The following is a 24,254-nucleotide window of genomic DNA, read 5'->3' on the forward strand; positions in this document are numbered from 1 at the left end:
CCGCCGTCGGCCTGTGTCGACGGCTCTCTTTTGACCTCTTTGGGAGGCATTTATCTATGCCGCGTTCTGACTCGGATATTCCGGATAACGAAGCCCTGCCCTGGCAAACTCTGCTGTTGCTGGCGTTTCAGCATGTTCTGGTGGTGGTCGCCACGCCAATCACCGCCGTTTTCCTCATCGCCCAGGCGCTGCACTTCAGCGATACCGTCACCACGTCGCTACTGAGCGCGACCTTTTTGCTGTGCGGGCTGGGAGCCATCGTACAAAGCCTCGGTATCGGGAGCGTCGGCGCGCGGCTGCCTTTCATCATGGTGCCCGGCGGCGCGCCGATTGCAATTTTTATCGCGATTGCCCTACAAACGTCGATACAGACGGCGATTGGCGCAGTAATCTTAACGTCGCTGTTTTACTTTATCGCCCTGCCCGTTTTCCGCCGTTTTCTGCACCATTTCCCGCCGTTTATCATCGGGATCATGCTGCTGATGGTCTCGATTAACCTGATTCGTTTGTACGGCGGACTGATTATCGGGCCACCGGGCAGCGGCCATTTTGCCCAGCCAACCCACATTCTTCTGGCGCTGACGACCATCCTGATTACGCTTATCTTCGCGCTGGCGTTTACCGGGATCCTGCGTCAGCTGTCGGTGATGTTTGGTTTACTGGCCGGTACTCTGCTGGGGGTGGCCCTGGGCAGCGCCGATTTCAGCGAGGTCAGTCACGGGCCGCTGTTCAGCCTGCCACAGCTGTTCCCGTTCGGCTGGCCGGTTTTTAATCTTACGGCTTCGCTACCGTTATTAATTTACGCCGTCATCTCAATGGCGGAAGCGGCCGGGCAAACGATCGCCACCGCGGAGATCGTCAACTCGCCGCAAAACGTGCACAAAGCGATTCCCCGGACGATTCGCGGCGACGCCATTATTTCGCTGCTGGGAGGACTGTTCGGCACCTCCCTGATTATTACCTCCGGCGAAAATATTGGCGTCGTGCGCACGACCAACGTCAGATCCCGTTATGTCACGGCGACGGCGGGAGCGCTGCTGATCCTGATTGCGCTGCTTTCCCCACTGGTTCGCCTTGCCACCTGCCTGCCAGGCCCGGTGGTCTGCGGTACGGCGGTGATCGTTTTCAGTATCATCGGCGTCATCGGCATCGGTATGATTGCCCGCGAACCGCTGCATACGCCGGGGAAAACCTATGCCTTAGCTGCCGGTCTGGCGATGGGGATGTTGCCGATACTTGTGCCCGGGCTGTATCAGAATTTCCCGTCAGGAATACAGATGGTACTGGGCAACGGTATGGCGGCCGGCACCCTGACTGCCATCATCGTCAATTCGCTGTTTATGCTGAGCGAAAAACGGGCAGCCGTCAGACTTAAGCATTAGGCCGTACCGCTCAGCGATAATGATGTTTGTCTAAGCCAAATTTTTTCATTCGCAGGTAGAGCTTTTTGCGCGGGATCTGCAAATACTCTGAGACATCGTTGATCCGGCCCTGATGGATGTTCAGGGCCTCAATAATGATCTGCCGTTCATAATCCTCAACCCGCTGGTCAAGCTGCATCGGCTCAACCTGATGCAGCAGCGGATTGGGGATTTCAGCCAGCGGCATCACCCCGACGGCAAATAGCTTGGCCGCATTTGCCAGTTCGCGCACGTTGTTCGGCCAGTGGCGATTGACCAGCTTTTTAGCCAGCGCCGCCGGCAGTTCTGGTACCGGATGATTCAGCCGTAAACAGGCCTGCTGTAGATAGTGCAGAAACAGGGGCTCGATATCGTCGAGACGCTGCGCCAGCGGCGGGCAAAACTGCTGGGTCATGGCAAAGCAATAATAGAGATCGGGAAGAATAAGGTTATTGCCCACCAGGGCAATGAGCGGCTGCAGCCCCGTGGCAACCAGTCGACACGGCGGTTCATCCTGCGCTTGCTGATGGGCCAGTACCAACTGCTGTGCCTGGCTCAGAAACTCGATATTCCGCAGAACCAGCGTCCCGCCCTGCGCCTGCTCACACCACGCCTGCAGCGGTGCCTCCTGGCCTTGCAGGATATCGCCGAAAATTATCGGCCGGTCGCCGCGCGTGCTGAGGCGATGCAGGTAGCATGCCGCCAGCGTTCGCCCCGTTCCCCGTTCGCCATGAAAATAGACCGCGACATCCGTTTCGGCCAGCTGCTGAAGCGTTTGTCGCATCTGGGTAACCCACTCGCTGCGGCCAATCAGGTTGTCTTCCAGCTGCTCTTTTTGCCACTGTCGCCGCACCACCTGCGACTGACGCTGGGCCAGCGCTTTATCGATCAGGTCTAGCAGTTGCCCGGGATTAACCGGTTTTTGCAGAAAATCCCATGCGCCTTTCTTAACCGCCTCAACCGCCATCGGGACATCGCCATGGCCGGTAATTAATATCACCGGCAGATGCGGGTCGTGTTTAAGCAGTATCTTCAGCAAATCGATGCCGGAACAGTGCGGCATACACACATCGCTGAGCACGATGCCGGGCCATGCTTCGCTGACCAGATCCTGCGCGCGCAGCGGATCGCCACAGGCGTAAACCCGATGCCCGGCCTGGGTGAGCAGCTGGGTATAGGCGTCGAGGACATCGCTGTCATCGTCAATCAGCAATATATTGTGGTGATCGGTCAACATGGCTTATTTCCGTAGCTAAAAATTGCAAAACAACACAGGCATGACGATCCAGCGTCGACGCCAGCCGCAGATGCCCTTCCATCTGTATCATTAATGATTCGCTGATCGACAGGCCGATGCCCAGCCCCAGCTGCTTGCTGGTTACAAACGGCTTGAGGAGCGACCCCGCCAGCGCCAGCGGCCAGCCGCCGCCATTATCCGCAATCATCACCGTCCAGCCTTCCGCCGTACGTTCCCACGCCACGTTAATGCAGGGCGCCGTCTGGGCGGCATCCAGCGCGTTGGTGAGCACATTTACCAGCACCTGCTGGATGCGCACCTCGTCACCGAGGACCTGCGGTTCATCAGGCGGCAGGTTCAGTACGCCGCACAGCGGTTTATGGCGCAGCGCCAGCAGCTCCCAGGCGGCAACGAATGCCTGGCGCAGACTGACGGCGCTGGCAGGCGTATCCGCTTCCGAACGACGAGAGAACTGCCGCAGGTTGCGGATAATGGCGTCGATTCGACCAATCAGCCCTTCCGCCCTGGCCAGGGTCTGGCTGGCGCTGGCCATCTGCTCATGCTTAATGGCGGTGCGGGCGCTGTAGAGATACATCGACAGAGCGTTAAGCGGCTGATTGATTTCATGCGCCAGGGTCGTCATCGTCTGCCCGACGACCGCCAGCTTGGCCGCCTGAACCAGCTCATCCTGGGTCGTACGCAGATGGAGATCGATCCTCTTGCGCTCCGCGATCTCCTGTTCCAGCAGCTGGCGTTGTTGAGTAAGCTGTCCCAGGGTATGGCGCAGCAGTTTCCCGATGCGCCCCAGTTCATCTTCGCCATACACCGGAATAGCGGCGTTAACATCGCCCAGTCCGATACGCACCACCGCCTGATTAAGCTGAATAAACCGTTTAACCAGCCGCGAACGGATAAAATAGTGGTTGAGCAAATATGCCAGCGCCAGCGCCAGCAGCGTGGCAATCAGAATCAGACTGCCGCTGAACCACATGGTATGTTCGAGGCGCTGATTGAAGGCGCGCATTTTTCCGTGGCTGTCGCTGAGCTGGGACTCCAGCTGGGCGCGAAAACGCGCCAGCGTGCTCTCTTTGGCTTGCGTCACCTGCGCCAGCGCCTTTTGCGCTTCAATATATTGCCGAATCGCGGCCGGCATTTTGTTTTCCGCGATCCCGGTATCGAGCAGCTCGTCAATGGTTTGCCGCAGGGTTATCGTGCTGGGATAGCCTTCCAGCAGATGCATATTTTCATCCGCGGTGTTTTTAAGGTAGGTCAGGTAGCGAATATGCCCTTCCACGTTACCGTCGCCCTCCGTGCTGGACTGCACCTCGGTGAGTCTGTCGCGCAGGTCGCTGATAATCTGGCTCTCAATACGCGCCAGGGTGTAGACCTGCTGCTGTTCCCCCTGCACCGCCCGCAGATTGGCCTGCAGACGATGAACGGCGTGGCCCTGCTTGTCCTCCATCTGATCTAGCAAGGCGCCCTGCTGCCAGCTGAAGTCCTGCACCAGAGAGTTCATCTCTGAGGTAAAGTCATCATGCAGCCAGTTAATCCGCGCGGTGATTTCATTGACCTTTTCCCGCGCGATAAACATGTTGTAGAGCGAACGATCGAGCCTGGCGAGCAGCTGACGGCTGTCGCGAAGCGTCAGCTCAATTTGCTGGCGTTCCGGCATATCAAGACGCTGGCTTAACCTGTCGATGTCATCCAGGTGTTGCAGGATCTGGTTGCGTAATTGCAGGCGCAAGGTGGTATTGGCCGCCAGTAAAAACTCATTAAGCTGATCGACCAGCGTATTCAGGCTGTTTTCAATCAGGAACGAGGTCTGAATCCGCGGGAAATAGTCGTTGAGCGCATAGCGAATTTGCGAGCTCTGCTCGTGCCAGGAGTAGAGGCTGACGCCGCTGACGACGAGGGTCAGCAGCGCGCCGGTCAGGAACGCGCCGCGCAGGCTGGCGCTGATGGTCAGGTTCCTGATAAAGCCGGGCAACCTCATTTCAGGTTCTCCAGTTTAACGATCGCCTGCCGTTGTTGTTCCTGGAAAAAGAGCTGCCACTCCATCATGAGCTGTTCGGCCCGATCTTTATTATCCAGCTGTCGGAGATAGTCCTCATCGCGACTCTGCTGCTCGCTGACCGGCATGGCGGTCAGCAACGCGCGGACCTCCGGTAGCGGCGTTTTTAGCCGGGCTTCTGCATTGTGCAACGCTCGCCAGGCATCCTTCAGCTGCGACAGACGAAAGCTTATCGCAGTATCAAACAACTTTTGTACCAGACGCTGACGTTGCAGGATCAGCTGATAGTTGAGTGAGGGTTCGCTCAGTAGCTGGCGCTGCTGGCGCGCGCGCGGTGTATTTCCCGGATCGGGGATAATCGAGTATTTTCCGGTGTTGGTATCCGAGAGCGCCTGCTGGCCTTCCGGACTGAGCAAAAACTGAATAAAGCGCCGGGCATCCGCCGGGTACGGGTTATGACCAATCATCGCCACATAGGTAGGTGACGCCGCCGAGTGCGGAAAATAGTGAAACGTCAGGTTTGGATCGTCGAGCAACAGATTGGCGTAGTTATCAATCACCGGGCCGACCGAGCCTAAGCCGCTTTTGATTTTATCCGCCACGCCAAAACTGCGGCTGGAGATGGTGATCAGGTTCCCCGCCATGCTCAAAATGATTTCCCATCCGTGGTTCCAGCCCTCCTGTTGCAGCAGTGATTCCACCATCAGATGGTTAGTATCCGAACGCGAGGGGCTACTCATTAATAAGGTGCCCTGGTAGCGCGCCTGCATCAGATCGTCCCAGCTGGCGGGCAGCGGCAGCTGGCGCTCGCGGAGATTACGCTGGTTAATGAGCAGACCAAACCCGGAGATGGCCACCGCGACTGCGGTACCGCGGATCGAAGCCGGTACCCGCTGCTGCGACTGGGCCGGCGCGTCCGGGTAGGCGGCCAGCCGCTGATGTTCCTGCAGGTGCTGCAACAGCATGGGCGATGAAGTCAGCACCAGATCGATATTCTCGCCTCCGGCGCCGTCCAGCAGTTGTTCCAGCGAGGCGCTGGTGCGATTCAGAGTACGGATGATCACCGATTGCGGCTGAGTCTGCCAGCGGCTGATGATATAGGCGGTCGCATCTGGTGAGAAAGTGGTGGCAATCACCAGCTCATTCTTTTTGGCCTCAACGCTAAAGACCATCAGCAAACTGAGGAAGAGTCCAATACCCCAGCCCCGCTGTCGTTTATTTGACCGCTTTGTCATGAAATACCCTTCTCGCTGCCAGCGTTTTGTGATCGTTTTCATAAAACCAGAACATGAATAAATAATATCTCGCTGAGCTTTGTGACAAAAAAGTTCATTGCCCGACGCGTTCGTTAAAGCCGGGGAAATATCCATATTCGGCTTTATCCTACAGAATAATAAACAGCCTACCACCGCTATTAAAATTATACTGTTAACAAGGTCAAACTAACAAGAACGCAGGCCCTTAGGGCTATTGCGCAATTTGCACCCAGCTCGGCTAAGTATTTCACAAAAAGAGTGGCGGCCGGTAAATATATTTGGGTCAAAAAAAGAACCTCCGGATTTATATTTGAGTCATTTTTGACTCAAATAGCCTGGATTGTATTTCCGCTTTGTTTTCACCACAATTGATAACGTACTGACGACAGCTTAATTGAATTATCCCGACATTCACCACCGCTAATAAAATACAGGTACGGTTATGCTTTCATTATTAAAACCCAAGGTCGCCGCGGCCACGATTCCTGCGCAACAAATTGTCCCTACCTATAAACGCTATCGGATGCAGGCGCTACTGAGCGTCTTCCTCGGCTATCTCGCCTACTACATCGTGCGTAATAACTTCACGTTGTCGACTCCCTACCTCAAAGAGCAGCTTGACCTGAGCGCCACCCAAATTGGCATGCTCAGCAGCTGCATGTTGATCGCCTACGGTATCAGCAAAGGGGTGATGAGCAGCCTGGCGGATAAGGCCAGCCCGAAAGTCTTTATGGCCTGCGGGCTGGTGATGTGCGCGGCAGTGAACGTCGGGCTGGGCTTCAGCAGCGCGTTCTGGATTTTCGTCGCGCTGGTGGTGATCAACGGGCTGTTCCAGGGCATGGGCGTTGGCCCCTCGTTTATCACCATCGCCAACTGGTTTCCACGCCGCGAACGTGGCCGGGTCGGCGCATTCTGGAACATCTCGCACAACGTTGGCGGTGGTATTGTCGCCCCCATCGTCGGAACCGCTTTTGCGCTGCTCGGGACCGAACACTGGCAGACCGCCAGCTATATCGTCCCCGCCGCGGTTGCGGTGCTGTTTGCCGTTGTGGTGCTGATTCTGGGAAAAGGCTCGCCGCGCAGTGAAGGGCTGCCGGCGCTCGACGAAATGCTCCCGGAAGAGAAAGTGCTGCTCAATACCGGCAAAGTGGAAAAAGCCCCGGAAAACATGAGCGCATGGCAAATCTTTTGTACCTATGTGCTGAAAAACAAGAACGCCTGGTACGTCTCGATGGTCGATGTGTTCGTCTACATGGTGCGCTTCGGAATGATCAGCTGGCTGCCTATCTATCTTCTGTCGGTGAAGCACTTCTCGAAAGAAGAGATGAGCGTCGCGTTTCTGTTTTTCGAATGGGCGGCCATTCCGTCGACGCTGCTGGCCGGCTGGCTGTCGGATAAGCTGTTTAAAGGTCGCCGCATGCCGCTGGCGATGATCTGCATGACGCTGATCTTCTTCTGCCTGATTGGCTACTGGAAAAGTGATTCGCTGTTTATGGTCACGGTGTTTGCCGCCATTGTGGGTTGCCTGATTTACGTCCCGCAATTTCTGGCCTCGGTACAGACTATGGAGATTGTGCCGAGCTTTGCGGTCGGTTCTGCCGTTGGTTTACGCGGTTTTATGAGCTACATCTTCGGCGCGTCGCTGGGCACCAGTCTGTTCGGCGTGATGGTGGATAAGCTGGGCTGGCACGGCGGTTTCTATCTGCTGATGGGCGGCGTGGTGTGCTGCATTCTGTTTTGCTATCTGTCACACCGTGGGGCGCTGGAGCTGGAACGTAAGCGTCAGGAGGCGGCCAACGCGCACGAGCTGTCGCTGGCACAGGCGTAAATTCGCCGGTATGAGATAAAGGTTGAGATAAAGAATAGCCCCGGCGGCGGCAAACTGGCGCCGGGGCAGACATCCGGAGAGCCTTTAGTCAATCGCGGCAGCGTCACTGTGTTGACGGATAAACCGCGCGCGCCAGGGTTTCAACAGCGCAATCGCCAGCGCGGCGGTAATAAAATCAAGTCCTATCGCGCAGCTAAAGACCACCTCCCACCCTTGAGTATGCTGGTACAGCAGCGCCGCCAGCGGGCCGCCAAAAATCGATCCGATCCCTTGCGATATATACAACCAGCCGTAGTTAGAGCTCGCATATTCGCTGCCGAACGTGTCGGTCAACGTGGAGGGAAACAGCGAAAAAATCTCCCCCCAGCCGAAAAACACCACGCCGGACAACAGCACAAACAGCATCGGATCGTCACGACAGGCCAGCCACAGGGTCATCGCCACCCCTTCCAGCGCAAAGGCGATAAACATGGTGTTTTCCCGGCCATAGCGATCGGAAATAAATCCGAACAGCGGTCGCGTCAGGCCATTGGTAAAACGGTCGATAGTCAGCGCTAGCGGCAGCGCGGCCATGCCGAACACCACCGCCTTACTGATGCCGAAATCCTCAGCAAAGACCGCCATCTGCGACGTCACCATCAGTCCGGAGGTCGACATCATCGCCATCATGGCAAACATCAGCCAGAAAAGCGGTTGGCGCAGCATTTCGCGCGAAGTGAATTGCCGGCTACTTTGCGCGACGGTCTGGCTGGCGGGCAACGCACCGCTATCGGGCGGCAGCTTCAGCCCCTGACTGGCCAGAAATCCCACGGCGGCAAAGAGGAGGCCGAAGACCGTCATGGTCTGTTCTAATCCGTATTGGCCCAGCGAGACGGAGACAGGAAAGGTGGTCATAATCGCCCCCATGCCATACCCTGCCGCAACGGCGCCAGCGGCAAATCCACGATGGCGGGGAAACCAGCGCACCATTAAACCGACGACGCCGATATAGACAATACCGGTCCCCAGCCCGCCGAGGCCGCCATAGACGAGGTACAGCGCGGCCAGGCCGCTGACCTGAGCCGAGAGAACCCAGCTCAGCCCCGCCATGACCGTGCCGAGAGAGATAAGCAGCCGCGGGCCAAAGCGTTCAACCAGCCGTCCCTGAAACGGCGAGAAAAACGTCTGCAGGATAATCAACAGCGAAAAGGTCACCTGTAGTTCCGCTAACCCGACGCCCAGCTTGTCGGTCAACGGTCTGGTCAGCAACGTCCAGACATATTGCGGACTGGATATCGCAGCCATACAGATCAGGCCAAGTGCGAGTTGCGTCCATTTGCCATATCTGGCGACAACCAAAGGTTCTCTGAGAACGGTCATAATCAGCTCCAGTAATCCGTTAGCCACAAATCAAAAATGACGGCCACGACGGTATGGGGTCGTAGAAACCCCGCCCCGTCCCCTGCGCATCCCAATACTTACAGTGCTAAGCATTAACCGTGCCACGTTACTTATTTGTTATTTATCAATGCATTATTAAAATAACCGGCCGTCGTGCCGCAGCCCTGCACCGCTGAAGGGCGGTTTTTGTTCGCCAGATGTGCAGGTAAAAAGGGAGATTCGCTATAATTGCGTCGCCGCCGGGGATGTTCTGGATTCAGGCAGAGAAAAGAGAAAGGAGTGAGATTGACTATTTCAGTTCGTCAGGCAACCCGTCATGACTGGCCGGCATTACAGCGGCTGTTTCTTTTATCGCGGTGTCATACGTTTACGTGGCTGAACGTCACCGATTTCCGCTTAACCGATCTGGAAAAGCAGACTGAAGGTGAAACGATCTGGCTGGCACACGATCCTCAGGGAGAGCTGGCTGGCTTCATTGCCGTCTGGATGCCAGACCACTTTATTCACCATTTGCATGTCGCTCCCGCCCGTCAGGGCTGCGGGGTTGGTAAAATGTTGCTGCAGGCACTACCCGGCTGGCAAGAGCACGGCTATCGGCTCAAGTGCCTGACGCGTAATCGCAATGCGCTGGCGTTTTATGCCGCCAGCGGCTTTGTCACGATTGGCGAAGGGATCAGCGACGAGGGAGCGTATCACCTGCTGGAACGCAAAGCGGCCTGGCCGGAACAACAGGCGAAGAAAATGCGCCCGTAGGCGCATCGTTGACGCGGCGCGGATTTATTCTTCGCTGACCGTGGATTTCACCCGCACGCCGGCAAAGACAATAATCATGGCGGTGAGCAAGAGTAAACCGCTGCCGGTAAAGACGCCGCTGGCGCCATTGAGGTCAAACACCGCCCCGCCGCCGGCCGCTCCGGCGCTGATCGCCAGCTGAATAGAGGCAACCAGCAGCCCGCCCGCGCTTTCCGCTTCATCCGGCACCGTCGTCGCCAGCCAGGTTGACCAGCCTACCGGTACCAGACCGAAGGCGAAGCCCCACATGGCGACCAGCAATCCATCGAGGAGCGCGATATGACCGAAGGTCACCATCATCAGCGCCAGCACGCTCATAGCCAGAGGAACCAGCGCCAGCGTCAACCGCAGGCTGCGACTCAACAGATGCCCGGCGATCGAGGTCCCGATAAAGTTCGCCACCCCGAATCCCAGCAGAATCAGGGAGACGCCTTCGACGCTGGCCTGGGCGACGGTCTCGAGGAACGGCCGCAGATAGGTGAAAAAGGCAAAATGGCCGCTGAAGATTAAAATGGTGGCCAGCATCCCGCCAACCATGCCGGGACGGCGCAGCACCTTAAACAGCGTAGCAAAGCTGCCGACGCTTTCCGGGCGCATTGAGGGCAGCACCCACAGTTGCCACAGCAGCGCCAGAACGCTTGGGACCGTACAAAGAATAAAGACGCTGCGCCAGCCGATCAGGCCGCCCAGATAGCTGCCCAGCGGCGCAGCCACTACGGTCGCTATCGACACGGCGGAGAAGATCACCGCCAGCGCTTTCGGCACCAACGCGGCAGGCACCAGACGCATCGCCGTGGCGGTCGACATCGACCAGAACCCGCCGATCGCTATCCCCAGCAGCAGGCGTCCCAGCAGCAGAAACTCCAGCGAACTGGCGAAGGCCACCATCAGGCTGGAGACGATCTGCAGGACAGAAAAGAACATCAGTACCCAGCGGCGATCGATATTTTTGGTGGCGGGGGTGATCAGCAAGCCGGTCACCAGCGCCACCAGGGCCGTTGCGGTCACCGCCTGCCCTGCCATCCCTTCGCTGACTCCAAGGCTGGCCGCCATCGGTGTCAACAGGCTGGCGGGAAGGAACTCGGCAACAATCAGGCCAAACACGCCCAGCGCCAGCGCATAGACGGCGCGCCACGCGGGCCTGGCATTTGCCAGGCTCTCTTCAGCTGCAATGCAGGAACTCATAAACATCTCTCCAGAACAATTAACATTTCGTTAAGGTTAGGAGCTTCCGCCAGGACGATCTATGATAAATACTCTGTGATTATTGATAATTCGTCCGGGAATGATGTTATGACTCAGCAAGCCCTCGATCTCACCAGCGAACTCCTGCGCGGCATGCGCCTTTCCGGCGTCAACTACCGGCGCATCGAAACCTCCCGTCCTTTCGGCGTCGAGTTCGGCTTCGTGCCCGGTAAAGCGCAGTTTCACTTTGTCAGCCGGGGACCGGTACTGCTGCGCATGGTCAGCGGTCAGCACTTAATGTTGCAAAGCGGCGATGCGCTGTTTATTCCCAACGGCGATGGGCACGTGCTGCTCTCTGATGACCAGGCATCGGTAGTCAACGTCTCCAGACTTCCCAGTGAACCGGTTTGTGGCTCGGTAAGCTGCGTCAAAAACGCGTGCGACGACGCGAAAAGCGACAGCGCCATTATCTTCAGCGCGTGTATGGACTTTGAGCTGGGCGGCATGCAGCCTCTGGTCAAAGCGATGCCGGAAGTGATGCTGGTCAGCAGCCTGCTGACCAGCCGCCCGGAAATCCAGCCGATGCTGGCGGCCATGGAACGCGAAAGCCTCACCCGACAGGCGGGCTATGCCGGTATTCTGGCGCGGTTGGCCGATGTGGTCGCCGCGCTGATCGTTCGCGGCTGGGTGGAGTGCGGTTGCGGCAACGCCACCGGCTGGGTACAGGTGCTGCGCGACCCTAAGCTGGCCAAAGCCATTTACGTTATGCATCAGCAGCCCGGCATTAACTGGAAAGTCGAAGATCTGGCCCGCGAGACCGGGACCTCACGTTCCGTTTTTGCGGAGCGTTTCCTCACCGCCACCGGTACCACACCCGCGCGTTATCTTACCGAGCTGCGGATGCGTCTGGCCGTGCAGTATATTTCGGATGAAGGTCAGACGCTGGAAAAGGTCGCCTTCCGCCTCGGATACAGTTCGCTAGCCGCCTTCAGCCGGGCCTTTAAGCGCATCACCGGCAAGGCGCCGGGGTCGCTCCGTGGCGAGACGGTGCTGTAACGCGACGCACCATCACACCCGGGCTACGCCCTACTCTTTTTTCTGCCAGTTCGCCCACGGGCTCTCCGCCGGCAGCGGCGTACTGGCGGAGCTTGAATCGTCGAGGGAGTCGATATAGAGGTCTTCAACTGCTTTGCGCGCCCACGGCGTTCGCCGTAAAAATTTGAGGCTCGATTTGATGCTCGGGTCGCTCTTAAAACAGTTGATCTTGATCCGTTTTGCCAACTCGGCCCAGCCATACTTTGCCACCAGGGCGTTGAGTAAAGCCTCGAGGGTGACGCCATGAAGAGGATCTTTGGAAGGCTGCATTGCGATGTTGAATCCTGAATACCTGGGAAATGTCGCACACCATACTGGCTACATCGCCCCTGCGCAAGGTTGAAAGAAGGTTCGCGTCACCTTTATCCATTATTCGCAAAAGCACAGAACCCCGCCCGGTCATAAATTAGAAAAGAAGGTTATTGGTTGATTATTTGCCGTTGAGGCAAGCTGTGTTCACCCCACAGAATGAGGAAATCACCATGCGCTGTTGTTGTCCCCGAACCCTGAACCTGAATAAACGCAACTCCCTGAACGCTGTCTTCGGAGAACACAATGAACGCAACGACTTTGCCGATTCTCGATCTTGCCCGCTACGCCGATCCTACTGAAAAAACGGCTTTTCTGGCCGACCTTCGCCATGCGGCCCGCGAGATCGGCTTCTTTTATCTGATCAATCATGGCGTCGACGATGGCTTGCAAAAAGCTGTCCAGCATCAATCCCGCCGCTTTTTTGCCCTGCCTGATGAGCAAAAGCAGCCGGTCGCGATGATTCATTCCCCACACTTTCGCGGCTATAACCGCGCCGCATCGGAGCTGACCCGCGGAGAGCCAGACTGGCGAGAACAATTTGATATTGGCGCCGAGCGTCCAGCGCTGCGTCTGGATGACAATGCGCCGCGCTGGCAGCGCCTACAGGGGCCCAACCTATGGCCGGATGCCCTACCGACGCTGAAACCCACGCTGCTCAGCTGGCAGCGCGCCATGACCCAGGTCGGCACAACCCTGCTGCGCGCCTTTGCTGAAGCGCTGGCGCTACCTGATGACGCCTTTGAAACCTTATATGGCAATAAACCCAACGAGCATATCAAACTGATCCGCTATCCCGGTCAGCATGAGACGCAAAGCCACCAGGGCGTCGGCGCGCACAAGGACTCCGGGTTCCTTAGCTTCCTGCTTCAGGATGAGCAAAAGGGCCTGCAGGTAGAAGTAGCCCCTGGGCACTGGATCGATGCGACCCCGCTGGCCGGCAGTTTTGTGGTCAATATTGGCGAACTGCTGGAGCTGGCCACCAATGGCTATCTGCGCGCCACCGTGCATCGGGTAGTCTCTCCGCCGGCACACCAGGAACGTCTCTCTATCGCCTTTTTCCTTGGTGCGCAGCTGGATGCCACCGTCCCGGTCTACACCCTTCCACCGGAACTGGCGCAGGAAGCGCTCGGGCCGGACAGCGATCCACAAAACCCGCTGCTGCGCGAAGTGGGCTGGAATTACCTGAAGGGCCGCCTGCGCTCACACCCGGATGTGGCTGAACGCTACTACCAGGATCTGTTTCGCGAACGTACCGAGCAACCGATCGTTTAAAGATAAAAATAAAGGAAAACACCATGAAAATTGCCGCTTTTAAACTGGCAGGGGTTGCTCTGTCTCTCTCCTTAGCCTGGACATCAGCACAGGCCGCCGCATTACGCGTAGCGGCGGACCCGGTTCCGCATGCGGAGATCCTTAACTACATCAAGAAAATCGACCCGAGCCTGGATCTGAAGGTGGTCGAACTGACCAGCGGCGTGAACGCCAATGAGCTGCTGGCCAACGGCGACGTGGACGCAAACTATTTCCAGCACGTTCCCTATTTGAAAGATCAGGAAAAGGCGCTGGGCAAGACCTTCGCCGTCGCCGCCACGGTCCATATTGAGCCGCTGGGTATCTATTCGCGCAAGCACAAAGACTTTGCTTCACTGCCGGAAAATGCCACCGTCGCCGTGCCCAATAACACCACCAACCTGAGCCGGGCCCTGTTCCTGTTGCAAAGCCAGGGGCTGATCAAGCTGGCCTCCACCTTCACCGACCCGGCCACGACGCTGGCGACGCCAAAAGATATTGTGGAAAACCCGAAGCATCTGAAGATTCTCGAAATTGAATCGCCGCAGATCCCGCGCTCCCTCGACGATGTTGATCTGGCCGTGATCAACGGTAACTATGCGCTGGAAGCCGGGCTGACGCCGGCAAAAGACGCGCTTGGCCTCGAGAGCGCCAGCCATAACCCTTACGCCAACATTCTGGTCACCAATCCTTCCCTGGCAAGCGACCCGCGCATCAAACAGCTGGCGAAAGACCTGACTTCACCGCAGGTGGCTGAATTTATCCGACAACGCTATAACGGCTCGGTTATCCCGGTTGCGCCGAAATCATGATTGAAGCGATCGGGCTGAGTAAAACCTACGCCGGAACAGGCCGACCGGCGCTGAACAATGTGTCGCTGCAGGTCCCGAAGGGCGCGATTTACGGCATCCTCGGACGCAGCGGCGCAGGGAAAAGTACGCTGATCCGCTGTCTGAATCTGCTGGAGCGGCCCACGTCGGGCCGCATTATTGTGAACGGACAGGATATTACGCAGATGGATAAAGCCGCGCTGCGCGCCTATCGCCTGCGTACCGGGATGATCTTTCAACATTTTAACCTACTGCACGCGCGCAACGTCGCCGACAATATCGCGGTGCCGCTGGAAATTGCCGGCGTGAGCAAAACGGCGCGTCAGGCGCGCGTGGCGGAGTTGCTTGAGCTGGTCGGGCTTAGTGATAAAGCCCACGCGTTCCCTTCCCAGCTTTCGGGCGGGCAAAAGCAGCGCGTGGGTATTGCAAGAGCGCTGGCGTCAAGGCCGGACGTCCTGCTGTGCGACGAGGCGACCAGCGCCCTGGATCCCGAGACCACCGCCTCGGTGCTGGCGCTGCTGGCGGATATTAATCAGCGTCTGAATCTGACGATTGTGCTGATCACCCATGAACTGGAGGTGGTCAAAACCCTGTGCGACCACGCCGCGCTGCTGGAAAATGGCGAGATCGTCGAAAGCGGCAGTATTGCCGAACTGCTGGTGGCGCCGTGGTCGAAGCTGCGCCAGTCATTGCTGCACGATCCGCAGTCGGAACGCGATTTTCTTGCTCGTCATGGTTATCATCGGAGGCCATTATGCACAGTCGCATGAGCTGGGATGACCTCTGGCCGCTGCTGTTGGACGGTACGCTGGACACGGTGTATATGGTAGGGCTGGCGGCGTTATTTACCGTTCTGCTCGGCCTTCCTGTCGGCGTGGTGCTGTTTATTTCGCGCAAAAACGGATTGCTGCCGATGCCGAAACTCAACGCGCTGCTGGGGGCGGTGATTAACTTTGGTCGCTCGCTGCCGTTTATCGTACTGCTGATTGCCCTGATCCCGTTTACCCGGCTGATCATCGGGACTACGCTCGGGAGCACGGCGGCGGTGGTGCCGGTCACGATTGGCGCCTTCCCTTTTTTCGCCCGGCTGACGGAAAACGCGCTTGATGAAGTGGATTACGGACGTATTGAAGCCATTTTGTCGATGGGCGGCACGATCTGGCATGTGATTTTTAAATCGCTACTGCCGGAAGCATTGCCAACCCTGCTGGCTGGCGTCACGCTGACTATCGTGATGTTGATTGGCTTCTCGTCCATGGCCGGCGTCATTGGCGGCGGCGGGCTGGGCGATTTGGCGATTCGCTATGGCTATCAGCGATTTAATAATGAAGTGATGGTCGGCACGGTGCTGATTCTGGTGGCCCTGGTGCAGGGCGTGCAGATGGCGGGCGACCGCCTGGTCCGCCGACTGGCCCACCGTCGTTAAACGTCCGCAAAGTCTGACCTCAGCCGTAGCGGCAGGTCGCCATCACCGCCGCTACGGCTGAGGGGAAAATCCGCCTTCGCGGATCAGCGCTTGCATCAGGTCCGCTGCCGGCAACGCCCGGATCATCCCGACCCCCTGTCCTGCCCAATGTGCGCCAAACCCCCATTCGCCCTGCGCTTTCGCCACTGCCGCCAGCGCTTTCCCCGCGTCGTAGGCTAGCGGGTAATCCGGGGGCATAACCCCGGGATTGCGCCGGCCGGTTTCACAAAATGCATTATCGATACTGCGCGCCGGGCGGCCGGAAATCGCCGTCGTCATCACGGTTTTTGGCGCCGGTTCACCGCTCAGCGCCTGACGATATCCGGCGTCGGTAGCCGATTCCGGGCAGAGCAGGAACGCGGTCCCCAGTTGAACCCCTTCTGCGCCCAGATGCATCATGCTGCGGATCCCGGCGCCGTCCATGATCCCCCCTGCGGCAATAACCGGTATTGACACCGTTCGCTTAAGCGCCTGAACCAGCGTCAAGATACTCATTTGCCGATCGTCGCCGTGGGGATCGAAGATCCCGCGATGGCCTCCGGCCTCATATCCCTGCGCAATCACCATATCGACTCCCTCGGCGACTGCCCGCTGCGCCTCGTCTACGCTGGTGGCGCTGGCCATTATCACCACACCTTTTTCCTTCAGGCGGCGAATGAATGTCTTATCCGCCACGCCAAAGTGGAAACTGACCACCTCAGGCACCAGGTCAAGTAGCAGCTCGGCCATGGGCTGATTCACAAGGAAACTTTGATAGATTTCAGTCAGCGTCCCGGGCGGTTCGCCGCCGAAACGAGCAAATAGCGGGCGCAACAGCGCGGTCCACCTTGCTTCCGTGTGCGGGTCCCGGCGCGCCGGCGCATGGCAAAACAGATTGACATTGACGGGTTGCGTGGTCAGATGACGAGTACGTGCAATCAGCGCTTCGGCCTGGGACACGGTCGATGCCCCCAGCCCCAGCGAGCCGAGCCCGCCGCTGTTACTCACCGCCGCGGCCAGCTCTGGCGTTGAAACCCCGGCCATCGGCGCCTGTATGATGGGATAAGCAATATCCAGTCTCTGCGTAAAGCGGTTGCGCATGGTCACCCTTTTGAATGTGTGATATTGAATACTTAACATCTCTTTTTGAGATGATAAGATCAATATCATTCCCATATTTAGAAGAAAAATATGAACCACGCCACGTTACTGATCTTTAAAATTGTCGCGGAAGAGCAAAGCATTACCCGGGCAGCCAAAAAGCTGGGCCGCGCGCAATCCAACATCACCACGCGCATCCAGCAACTGGAAGAAGAGCTTGATGTCGAGTTGTTCAAACGCGGCAATAAAAAAATGGTGCTCTCCACTGCCGGAAAGCAGTTCCTCGATTACGCGCTAAGAATACTGAGCCTTGCCGAAGAGGCGAAACAGGCGCTGCACCCGACAAAGCCCGCCGGGCGCCTGCGCCTGGGGGCGATGGAAGCGACAGCCGCGAGCCGGCTTATTCACTTTCTTCCACAGTTTCGCGCGATCTGTCCGCAGGTCGAACTGACGTTGCATACCCAGCCTACGCAACAGTTGACCGATCGGGTACAGCGTGCCGCCCTCGACTGCGCGCTGGTGAGTCTGCCGGTAACCGCCGAAGGTGAGCTTGTCTGCCCGCCGGATATCGATGCGATCCCCGTTTTTGTTGAGCAGCTGATGCTGGTGAGCACAACGGGTCCGGCAGATAGCAGGCTTGCAGCGTTCCCCAGGGGCTGCAGCTATCGGGCGCTCGGGGAAGCGTTTTTCGCCAGCGACGCGCGCGTCGAAATTCAGGATGTGGGTTCGTACCACGCCATGATCGCCTGCATTGCGTCCGGTGGTTATAGCGGTATCCTGCCGCAAAGCGTAATCGATATCCTGACTCTGCCAGACAACTGCCAGATTCAGCCGTTTAAGCAGGTACAGACCCAGCTCATCTGGCGCCGGGGATATATGTCCCCTGCGCTCAGTGAAATGCGGCAGCTGCTGACGTCAGCCGCCCCCTTTTAATGGCGCGCGCGTGCAGGCCTGACCGCAACCAGCCCTGCCGCCAGACCCAGAGACGCTGCCGCCACAATCAGTGAGGGATTAAACGATCCCGTCAGGTTATGCAGCGTCCCGGCGACAAATGGCCCGATAATCTGTCCGACGCCATAAGTGGCCGTCATCGCCGCGATCATGTTGAATTTTACCCGTTGATTCAGCCTTCTGGCTTCCGGGAGCGCAATGGTAACGGTGCCCATAAAGGTAAAACCGACCAGCAGCGCGCTGAGCAGGCAAGAGAGCAGCGCCTGGCTGAGGGCTGGCAGTACAACGCCCGCCGCCTGGATCAGCAGATTGACGGTCAGCGCCCGCCGGAAGCCCAGCTTCACCACCAGTTTGTGCCAGATAAAGCATGAAGGTACCGCCGCAAGACCAAACAGCGCCCAGATTTGCACCGGATCGATCTGCACCAGCGAAGCGGATAAAAACAGCGGCAGATAGGTTGCGGTAATGATGTACCCAAAGCCAGAAAAACCATATATCGCCAGTAATCGCCAGGCATCGGCGGTTGGTCCATCCGTCTCGATTAAAGCCTGCGACTGCGGCGGCCAGCTCTGCACCTCATGGGCCGGCGTCAGCAGCAGGCGCACGACCAGTAAAAAGAGGATCGTCGCGCTAGCGGCGCAGATAAGCCAGATTTGTGGGCTGGAGAGCGCCCCACGTTTCGCCAGAGAGATACATTCGGCGGATAAAAATATCCCCATTCCAACGCCGGAAAAGAGTACCGGCGCACCGTGATGGTGTCTCATATACTGAAGAAGCCATAGCGAGGCGGCGATCATCGTCACCGCACTCAGCACCCCCGCCAGCCCCCGGATAAGTATTATCCCCCAGGGTGAGCTCACCCACGCCAGTAGCGCCAGACACGCCAACGTGCCTGCCACAGAGGCGAGAGTCAGACGGGTGCTGTCAGCCGGTCGGGCTTTCGCCAGCAGTAGCGCCCCGATCAGATAACCCGCGTAGTTAACCGAGGCGGCCAGATTTCCCTGCTGCAGCGATAGAATCTGCTCATGCAGCATGACCGGGAGAATCCCGGTATAGGCAAAACGCCCGTATCCCATGCCGATAATCAGTACCACTGAACCGGCCAGCGCCAGCCACAAAGCCTGACGTTCCTGCCGCTGTTTCGTCGTGTTCACACGCTACCTCGCCGCTTAACATCTCAAAAAGAGAATGATGTTTCTCTTGTTGTCGTGGTAATGAATATGCCGGCCAGCAGGATATGTGGAGCGCGGGCCGACGTCTGCAGCCAGTGTAGAGTAGCCCGATGAAGATGCTTCGCTGAACAGCGAAGTGTGGGGTTAATGCGACGGATAAATTCGGGGGCTTGCAGCCCCCGTAACGGTTAGCGGTGACTGAGTGCCAGTCTGGCGGCAAAGAGCATAAATACCCCGCCGGTGGCGCGATCCATCCATTGGATAAAGCGCGGCTTTTTGAGCAATCCGGAGGCGTAACGGGTTGCCAGGATCAGGGTTAATGACCACAGCGTACCGATTAACACATGGATGGCGACCAGCAGGAAGGTCCAGATGATCGGCGAGTGCCCTGCCGGGATAAACTGCGGCAAAAAGGAGACATAAAACACCCCCATTTTCGGATTCAATACGTTGCCGAGCATTCCTTTTAAAAACCAGTTGCTGGTAGACGGCGCGGCAGGCTGGTGCGTATCAAAGGCCTGACGTGGACGAAGCAGAAGCTGAAAGCCGAGCCAGCATAAATAGGCTGCCCCGCACCATTTCAGGATGTTATAGGCCACTTCCGATGCGGCAAGCAACGCGCCTAAGCCAAAAGCGACGATCGCGCCCCAGATAAAGCAACCGGTATCGATACCCAGGGCCGCCTGAAAGGCTTTTTTACCCCCTTCCACGGTTGAGGTGCGAAGGATGAGCGCGGTATCAAGGCCGGGGGTTAAAGTCAGAAGTAACGCGGCTAAGGAGTAAGCCAGAAGTGCATCGGTAACGGACATGTTCTCTCTCCGAAAGAGCTGATTCTATGGAAAACGACCCGCCCAGGCAATCAAATAACGGCGGCCTTAGCGTGATGGCGTTTCGCCATAGCCTGTAACCATGTGGTCACGGGGCGCACCGTTTTTCAGCGCACCAGGCGGTTCCACTCATCCCGGGTGATTTCCCACAATTCCGCATCCAGCATGCCCGCGGTAAACTGCTGTTTCTCTACGCGAATCAGGCGCATGCCGCTGTTCATCGAGATTTTCCGCGACCCCTCGTTGTCGCGGGCTTTTGGCGCACGCAGCACCTCCCGATGGAGCGTGTTAAACCAGAAATCGGTCACGCAGCGGCAGGCTTCGGTCATGAGCCCCTGGCGCTGCCAGGCCGGATCCAGCCAGAACCCGCGATTGTTATCCGCCTGGTCGGAGAGCGTAATCAGGCCGATAAGCTGCTCCGGGGCGGCCTGGCGGCGAATCGTCCAGAACCAGGCGCTACCCTTTTCGGCAGCCGGTAAAGCAATCGTGTTCACATAGCGAGACGCCCCGTCATCCGGGAACGGCCACGGAAAACTGGCCGCCAGATGACGCACGATTTCCCATTGCGGAAACACCGCCTGAATCTGCGGCGCATCGTCTTTGACCAGTGGGACCAGCCGCAGCCTGTCGGTGGTTAAGAGTGGCGCTTTCACGGAGCCTCCTCGCGGAGCCATGGCGTAATGGTGACGCCCGTCAGCAGTCCTTCCGGGCTGAGCAGTCGGCTGACTGTCTGACCCCAGGGTTCTTCGCGGTTGGCAATCAGCAGCCGGTATCCTTTGGCAATCAGCACATCGGTGGCGACCTGAATGTCGCGCACTTCAAATTCAATCCACGCCTGGGGAACGGGCAGATCTGCCGGCCACTCTTCGCTGCCAAAGCAGGAGGTCGCCGCCTGGGCCAGCGGCCAGAGGGCAAAATGTTTCACTCCCGCCAGCGCATCCTGCCCGGTCAGCAGATAGTCCTCGTTACCCGCCATCCGTTGCAAAGGTAAACCTAACGTCTCGCCATAAAAGGCATGGCTCAGCGCGGTGTTTTGCGTGATGGGGCCGAATCCTGCGACAAACAGCACGGCGATATCGGTGAAATCTTTTGCCATCTTCCCTCCTGACGATGAGCACAGAAACAGAGCCGGTAGAAAATTTATACATTGAATACGCAGACTTGCACAGATTCGTCTTGTCCCGACGCTAATTTTGGTGGGTTTGGCTAAAACAGCGGAAAAACGCATCCTGTGCTCGTCCGGATGACCGGGTCTGCGCTATGCTGCTCACACCTTCGTTTGAAATACCATGATGTTATGACCTCTTCAGTCAGTAATACTCAGCTTAATCTGCGCATTATCTCGATCGTTGTTTTTACCTGTATCTGCTATCTCTCCATCGGCCTGCCGCTCGCCGTCTTGCCGGGATATATCCATTACCAGCTGGGATACAGTACGCTGATTGCCGGTGTTGTTATCAGCCTGCAATATATCTCTACGCTGTTCAGCCGTCCGCACGCCGGGCGCTATACGGATATTTGGGGACCGAAAAAAGTCGTCAGTCTTGGGATCGTCTGCTGTCTGTTGAGCGGGCTGTTCACGCTCGGTGCCGTGGCGCTGCAATCGGTGCCGCTGCTGGCGATTAGCGCTTTGCTGATTGGCCGTATTTTTCTCGGCGTCGGTGAAAGCTTTACCGCGACGGGGGCAACGCTGTGGGGAATTAAAACCGTGGGGGCAATACATACTTCGCGAGTGATCTCGTGGAATGGCGTGGCCACCTATGTGGCGATGGCGGTAGGCGCGCCGCTCGGTGTGATGCTGAATAGCGAGTTTGGTATCAGCGGTTTTGCCACGGTGGTCGTTCTGGTGGCTCTGATTGGCCTGCTCTTTGCCCGTACGCGCCAGGATGTCAGCGTCACCGCCGGTATCCGGGCGCCGTTCCACGTGGTGGTACGCAAAATCTGGCCTTATGGTCTGGGTCTGGCCCTGGGGACCGTGGGGTTCGGGGTTATCGCGACCTTTATCACGCTCTACTTTTCCGCACATCGCTGGCAAGGCGCGGCATTTACCCTTTCGCTGTTCAGCGCCGGGTTTATCTGTGTTCGCCTGGTGGCGGGTAATATGATTACCCGCTATGGCGGCGTTCGCGTCTCTCTGGTCTGCTTCGTGGTCGAATGTCTCGGTCTGGTGATTATCTGGCTCGCGCCTTCCGCATGGATAGCCGGCCTCGGCGCACTGCTGACCGGCTCTGGTTTCTCTTTGGTATTCCCGGCGCTGGGCGTGGAAGCGGTCAGACAGGTTGAAGAACAAAACCAGGGAACGGCGCTGGGAACCTATTCGGCCTTTCTCGATCTAGCGCTGGGTTTGACCGGTCCCGTCGCTGGCTGGGTCGCCGGGTATTATGCTCTGGATACGATTTATCTGTTGGCCGCGGTGGTCGTCGTGCTGGCCTTCCTGCTGATTTTTCGTGTCTACCTGCAGCAACGCGTCGGGGTGCGCCACGTATGAGCGACGATCTCCGGTAGCCGCAGGTTACCGGGACCGGTAAAAAACTAATCAATAATTGACTGTGATTCCGCATCCGTGCCAACATCCTTGTCACGTCTGGTTACAGACGCACTGACGTGGCGGGTGGCATAACAGAGATCGCGTAATAAAAGATCCGGCCCGTGACGTAACCCAATCCGAATCACTGACCACGACGGTGAGTTCTTGAGCCTGGCGGGAAATACGCAAATGCATCAAAGCTTTAATCAGCGCGTTCATTTCTATTACTGCATCTTAGTCGCGCTGAAAATTCATGGAAAATCAAAAAAATCGGGTGGAATCAGAGGAAAGAACAATTTCCTGCTGAAATGGCTGCGCAAAGCTCAGGACAACAATATCTTCCACCCGGATATCACCAGCGAAATCGAATGGCTACGCGGTAAAATTATCCAGGCCGGATATGACACCGATCTGGAGCCGATGCTGGATTTCGTCTATGCCACGGCAAAACGCGCCGAAGCGCTCAAGGAGAGCGATTAACCGCCTGCACCTTGCACATGCCGGGCTCCCCGGCATCATCCACGAGTACACTCTGACCTCTATCCTATCCACCGCACGTGCGTGACATTGTCACAAAAATAGTCGCCATTCCCTCATCCCGTTCGAAAGACATTTGATCCGACGGCATTGCCCTTTATGCTGGTGAATGCGTCTATCTCATCCGGAGTCACCCATGGCCGACTGGAATCCCTCTCTGTATCTGAAGTTTGGCGCTGAACGTACGCGCCCCGCCGCTGAATTGATCGCCCGTATCGCACAGCATCCCGTCACATTTGCCGTCGATCTGGGCTGCGGTCCCGGTAACAGCACCGCGTTGCTTCATCATGCCTGGCCGGAAGCGACGCTTATCGGCGTCGACAGTTCGCCGGCAATGCTCGATGACGCCGCCCGGGCGCTGCCAAACTGCCGGTTCGTTGCCGCCGATATTCGCCAGTATCAACCCGAACGGCCCGCGGATCTTCTCTATGCGAACGCGTCGCTCCAGTGGTTGACGGATCATGAAACCCTGTTTCCGCAGTTGGTCAATCGGCTGGCGGATAACGGCTTGCTGGCGGTACAAATGCCGGACAACTGGCAGGAACCTTCTCATAAGCTGATGCGTCAGGTGGCGCAAGAAATGGGGTTCCCGGAGAGCGGGCGTCATCCGCTGCCGGGGGCACAGGCGTATTACGATATTCTTACCGCCTGCGGCTGTGAGGTGGATATCTGGCGAACGACCTATTACCACCCGCTGGAGTCGCACCAGGCGATTATCGACTGGCTGCAATCCACGGGGCTTCGCCCCTACCTGCAACCGCTCGACGCCGGACAGCGGGAGGCTTTTCTCAATCGTTATCTGGCGCTGTTGCAGCAACACTATCCGTTACAGTGTAACGGAAAGGTTCTGCTCCTGTTCCCGCGCCTGTTTATCGTCGCGCAGCGCAAAGCTCATATCTGATGACAGAGACGCCCGGTGATATAGCGGTCACCGGGCGTCAGCGTCGTTTTGGTTGTTGTCATGACCGGCTTCTGGCATTACGCGTTTTTACTCATTGACCGGCAACTCATCCGGCGTCGCAGCTGCGTTACCAGGAAAGATGGTGCACCAGAGAGAGATCCCACGCGGTGGCCAGCAG

The 24,254-nt window shown here is 57.6% G+C and carries 23 protein-coding genes; 12 read left to right on the forward strand and 11 right to left on the reverse strand.

What is annotated here, in order from left to right; all coding sequences use genetic code 11:
* The first annotated feature begins 56 nt into the window (after positions 1-56).
* Positions 57-1,382 carry a uracil-xanthine permease family protein gene (locus tag AC007G_RS22645; RefSeq protein WP_032699821.1) on the forward strand — a complete coding sequence of 442 codons (1,326 nt, stop codon included), beginning with the start codon at positions 57-59 and terminating at the stop codon, positions 1,380-1,382.
* Between the two features lie 10 nt (positions 1,383-1,392).
* On the opposite strand, the gene pgtA is transcribed toward AC007G_RS22645, so the two are convergent.
* The 3 genes from pgtA to AC007G_RS22660 are packed head-to-tail and all read right to left on the reverse strand — an operon-like array spanning position 1,393 to position 5,820.
* On the reverse strand, positions 1,393-2,637 hold the full coding sequence (gene pgtA / locus AC007G_RS22650) for a two-component system response regulator PgtA (protein WP_032687668.1): 1,245 nt from the start codon (positions 2,635-2,637) through the stop codon (positions 1,393-1,395).
* The gene (gene pgtB, locus AC007G_RS22655; RefSeq protein WP_142631054.1) at positions 2,603-4,630 is read right to left on the reverse strand and encodes a two-component system sensor histidine kinase PgtB; all 2,028 of its coding nucleotides are present in this window, start codon (positions 4,628-4,630) and stop codon (positions 2,603-2,605) included. Before pgtB ends, pgtA begins: the two co-directional genes overlap by 35 nt.
* The gene (locus AC007G_RS22660) at positions 4,627-5,820 is read right to left on the reverse strand and encodes an ABC transporter substrate-binding protein (protein WP_099973228.1); all 1,194 of its coding nucleotides are present in this window, start codon (positions 5,818-5,820) and stop codon (positions 4,627-4,629) included. Before AC007G_RS22660 ends, pgtB begins: the two co-directional genes overlap by 4 nt.
* Before the next feature lie 526 nt (positions 5,821-6,346).
* On the opposite strand from AC007G_RS22660, the gene pgtP reads away from it, so the two are divergent.
* Positions 6,347-7,732, forward strand: coding sequence for a phosphoglycerate transporter PgtP (pgtP, locus tag AC007G_RS22665; protein WP_032696173.1), 1,386 nt, complete (start codon positions 6,347-6,349; stop codon positions 7,730-7,732).
* An 84-nt stretch (positions 7,733-7,816) separates the two neighbouring features.
* Here the strand turns inward: pgtP and oxlT are convergent, their stop codons facing one another.
* On the reverse strand, positions 7,817-9,091 hold the full coding sequence (gene oxlT / locus AC007G_RS22670; protein WP_046852492.1) for an oxalate/formate MFS antiporter: 1,275 nt from the start codon (positions 9,089-9,091) through the stop codon (positions 7,817-7,819).
* Positions 9,092-9,397: 306 nt separating this feature from the next.
* On the opposite strand from oxlT, the gene AC007G_RS22675 reads away from it, so the two are divergent.
* Positions 9,398-9,865 (forward strand): GNAT family N-acetyltransferase, encoded by a 468-nt coding sequence (locus AC007G_RS22675; protein WP_047664913.1) that lies wholly within the window; start codon positions 9,398-9,400, stop codon positions 9,863-9,865.
* Between the two features lie 24 nt (positions 9,866-9,889).
* On the opposite strand, the gene AC007G_RS22680 is transcribed toward AC007G_RS22675, so the two are convergent.
* Entirely contained in the window at positions 9,890-11,089 is a 1,200-nt protein-coding gene (locus tag AC007G_RS22680) for an MFS transporter (protein WP_032687665.1), read from the reverse strand.
* 108 nt (positions 11,090-11,197) lie between these two features.
* On the opposite strand from AC007G_RS22680, the gene AC007G_RS22685 reads away from it, so the two are divergent.
* Positions 11,198-12,145: an AraC family transcriptional regulator gene (locus AC007G_RS22685; protein ID WP_142631053.1), complete on the forward strand. Its 948-nt coding sequence runs from the start codon at positions 11,198-11,200 to the stop codon at positions 12,143-12,145.
* 30 nt (positions 12,146-12,175) lie between these two features.
* Here the strand turns inward: AC007G_RS22685 and AC007G_RS22690 are convergent, their stop codons facing one another.
* A complete protein-coding gene (locus AC007G_RS22690) occupies positions 12,176-12,454 on the reverse strand; it encodes a VF530 family protein (RefSeq protein WP_046852490.1) in 279 nt (92 codons plus the stop codon).
* Between the two features lie 285 nt (positions 12,455-12,739).
* Between AC007G_RS22690 and AC007G_RS22695 the strand changes: the two genes are divergently transcribed.
* Genes AC007G_RS22695 through AC007G_RS22710 form a run of 4 tightly spaced genes read left to right on the forward strand, consistent with a single transcriptional unit; the run spans position 12,740 to position 16,042 of the window.
* A complete protein-coding gene (locus tag AC007G_RS22695) occupies positions 12,740-13,768 on the forward strand; it encodes an isopenicillin N synthase family dioxygenase (RefSeq protein WP_032687662.1) in 1,029 nt (342 codons plus the stop codon).
* Positions 13,769-13,791: 23 nt separating this feature from the next.
* A complete protein-coding gene (locus AC007G_RS22700; protein ID WP_032687661.1) occupies positions 13,792-14,598 on the forward strand; it encodes a MetQ/NlpA family ABC transporter substrate-binding protein in 807 nt (268 codons plus the stop codon).
* Positions 14,595-15,386 carry a methionine ABC transporter ATP-binding protein gene (locus tag AC007G_RS22705; protein WP_073554066.1) on the forward strand — a complete coding sequence of 264 codons (792 nt, stop codon included), beginning with the start codon at positions 14,595-14,597 and terminating at the stop codon, positions 15,384-15,386. Before AC007G_RS22700 ends, AC007G_RS22705 begins: the two co-directional genes overlap by 4 nt.
* Positions 15,383-16,042, forward strand: a complete 660-nt coding sequence (locus AC007G_RS22710) for a methionine ABC transporter permease (RefSeq protein WP_162180096.1) — start codon at positions 15,383-15,385, stop codon at positions 16,040-16,042. The genes AC007G_RS22705 and AC007G_RS22710 overlap by 4 nt, the downstream gene beginning before the upstream one ends.
* Before the next feature lie 51 nt (positions 16,043-16,093).
* Here AC007G_RS22710 and AC007G_RS22715 read toward each other — a convergent pair whose 3' ends face one another.
* The gene (locus tag AC007G_RS22715) at positions 16,094-17,161 is read right to left on the reverse strand and encodes an NAD(P)H-dependent flavin oxidoreductase (protein WP_142631052.1); all 1,068 of its coding nucleotides are present in this window, start codon (positions 17,159-17,161) and stop codon (positions 16,094-16,096) included.
* A 90-nt stretch (positions 17,162-17,251) separates the two neighbouring features.
* On the opposite strand from AC007G_RS22715, the gene AC007G_RS22720 reads away from it, so the two are divergent.
* Entirely contained in the window at positions 17,252-18,094 is an 843-nt protein-coding gene (locus AC007G_RS22720) for a LysR family transcriptional regulator (RefSeq protein ID WP_046852488.1), read from the forward strand.
* Here AC007G_RS22720 and AC007G_RS22725 read toward each other — a convergent pair.
* From AC007G_RS22725 to AC007G_RS22740, 4 genes are all read right to left on the reverse strand, one after another.
* Positions 18,091-19,266 (reverse strand): YbfB/YjiJ family MFS transporter, encoded by a 1,176-nt coding sequence (locus tag AC007G_RS22725; protein ID WP_046852487.1) that lies wholly within the window; start codon positions 19,264-19,266, stop codon positions 18,091-18,093. The two genes, AC007G_RS22720 and AC007G_RS22725, sit on opposite strands and share 4 nt — an antisense overlap.
* A 206-nt stretch (positions 19,267-19,472) precedes the next feature.
* A complete protein-coding gene (locus AC007G_RS22730; protein WP_032687653.1) occupies positions 19,473-20,093 on the reverse strand; it encodes a LysE family translocator in 621 nt (206 codons plus the stop codon).
* A gap of 125 nt (positions 20,094-20,218) precedes the next feature.
* The gene (locus tag AC007G_RS22735) at positions 20,219-20,764 is read right to left on the reverse strand and encodes a GNAT family N-acetyltransferase (protein ID WP_032687651.1); all 546 of its coding nucleotides are present in this window, start codon (positions 20,762-20,764) and stop codon (positions 20,219-20,221) included.
* Complete coding sequence (locus AC007G_RS22740) at positions 20,761-21,207, reverse strand: VOC family protein (RefSeq protein WP_032687649.1); 447 nt, start codon at positions 21,205-21,207, stop codon at positions 20,761-20,763. The genes AC007G_RS22735 and AC007G_RS22740 overlap by 4 nt, the downstream gene beginning before the upstream one ends.
* A gap of 201 nt (positions 21,208-21,408) precedes the next feature.
* Between AC007G_RS22740 and AC007G_RS22745 the strand changes: the two genes are divergently transcribed.
* The 3 genes from AC007G_RS22745 (at position 21,409) to tam (ending at position 24,076) form a co-directional block, all read left to right on the forward strand.
* Positions 21,409-22,599 carry an MFS transporter gene (locus AC007G_RS22745; RefSeq protein ID WP_046852486.1) on the forward strand — a complete coding sequence of 397 codons (1,191 nt, stop codon included), beginning with the start codon at positions 21,409-21,411 and terminating at the stop codon, positions 22,597-22,599.
* A 228-nt stretch (positions 22,600-22,827) separates the two neighbouring features.
* Positions 22,828-23,118 carry a hypothetical protein gene (locus AC007G_RS22750; RefSeq protein ID WP_004862141.1) on the forward strand — a complete coding sequence of 97 codons (291 nt, stop codon included), beginning with the start codon at positions 22,828-22,830 and terminating at the stop codon, positions 23,116-23,118.
* Positions 23,119-23,311: 193 nt separating this feature from the next.
* Entirely contained in the window at positions 23,312-24,076 is a 765-nt protein-coding gene (gene tam, locus AC007G_RS22755; protein WP_142631051.1) for a trans-aconitate 2-methyltransferase, read from the forward strand.
* Positions 24,077-24,254 lie beyond the last annotated feature (178 nt).

This window comes from Klebsiella sp. CSG-1 (assembly GCF_056521145.1).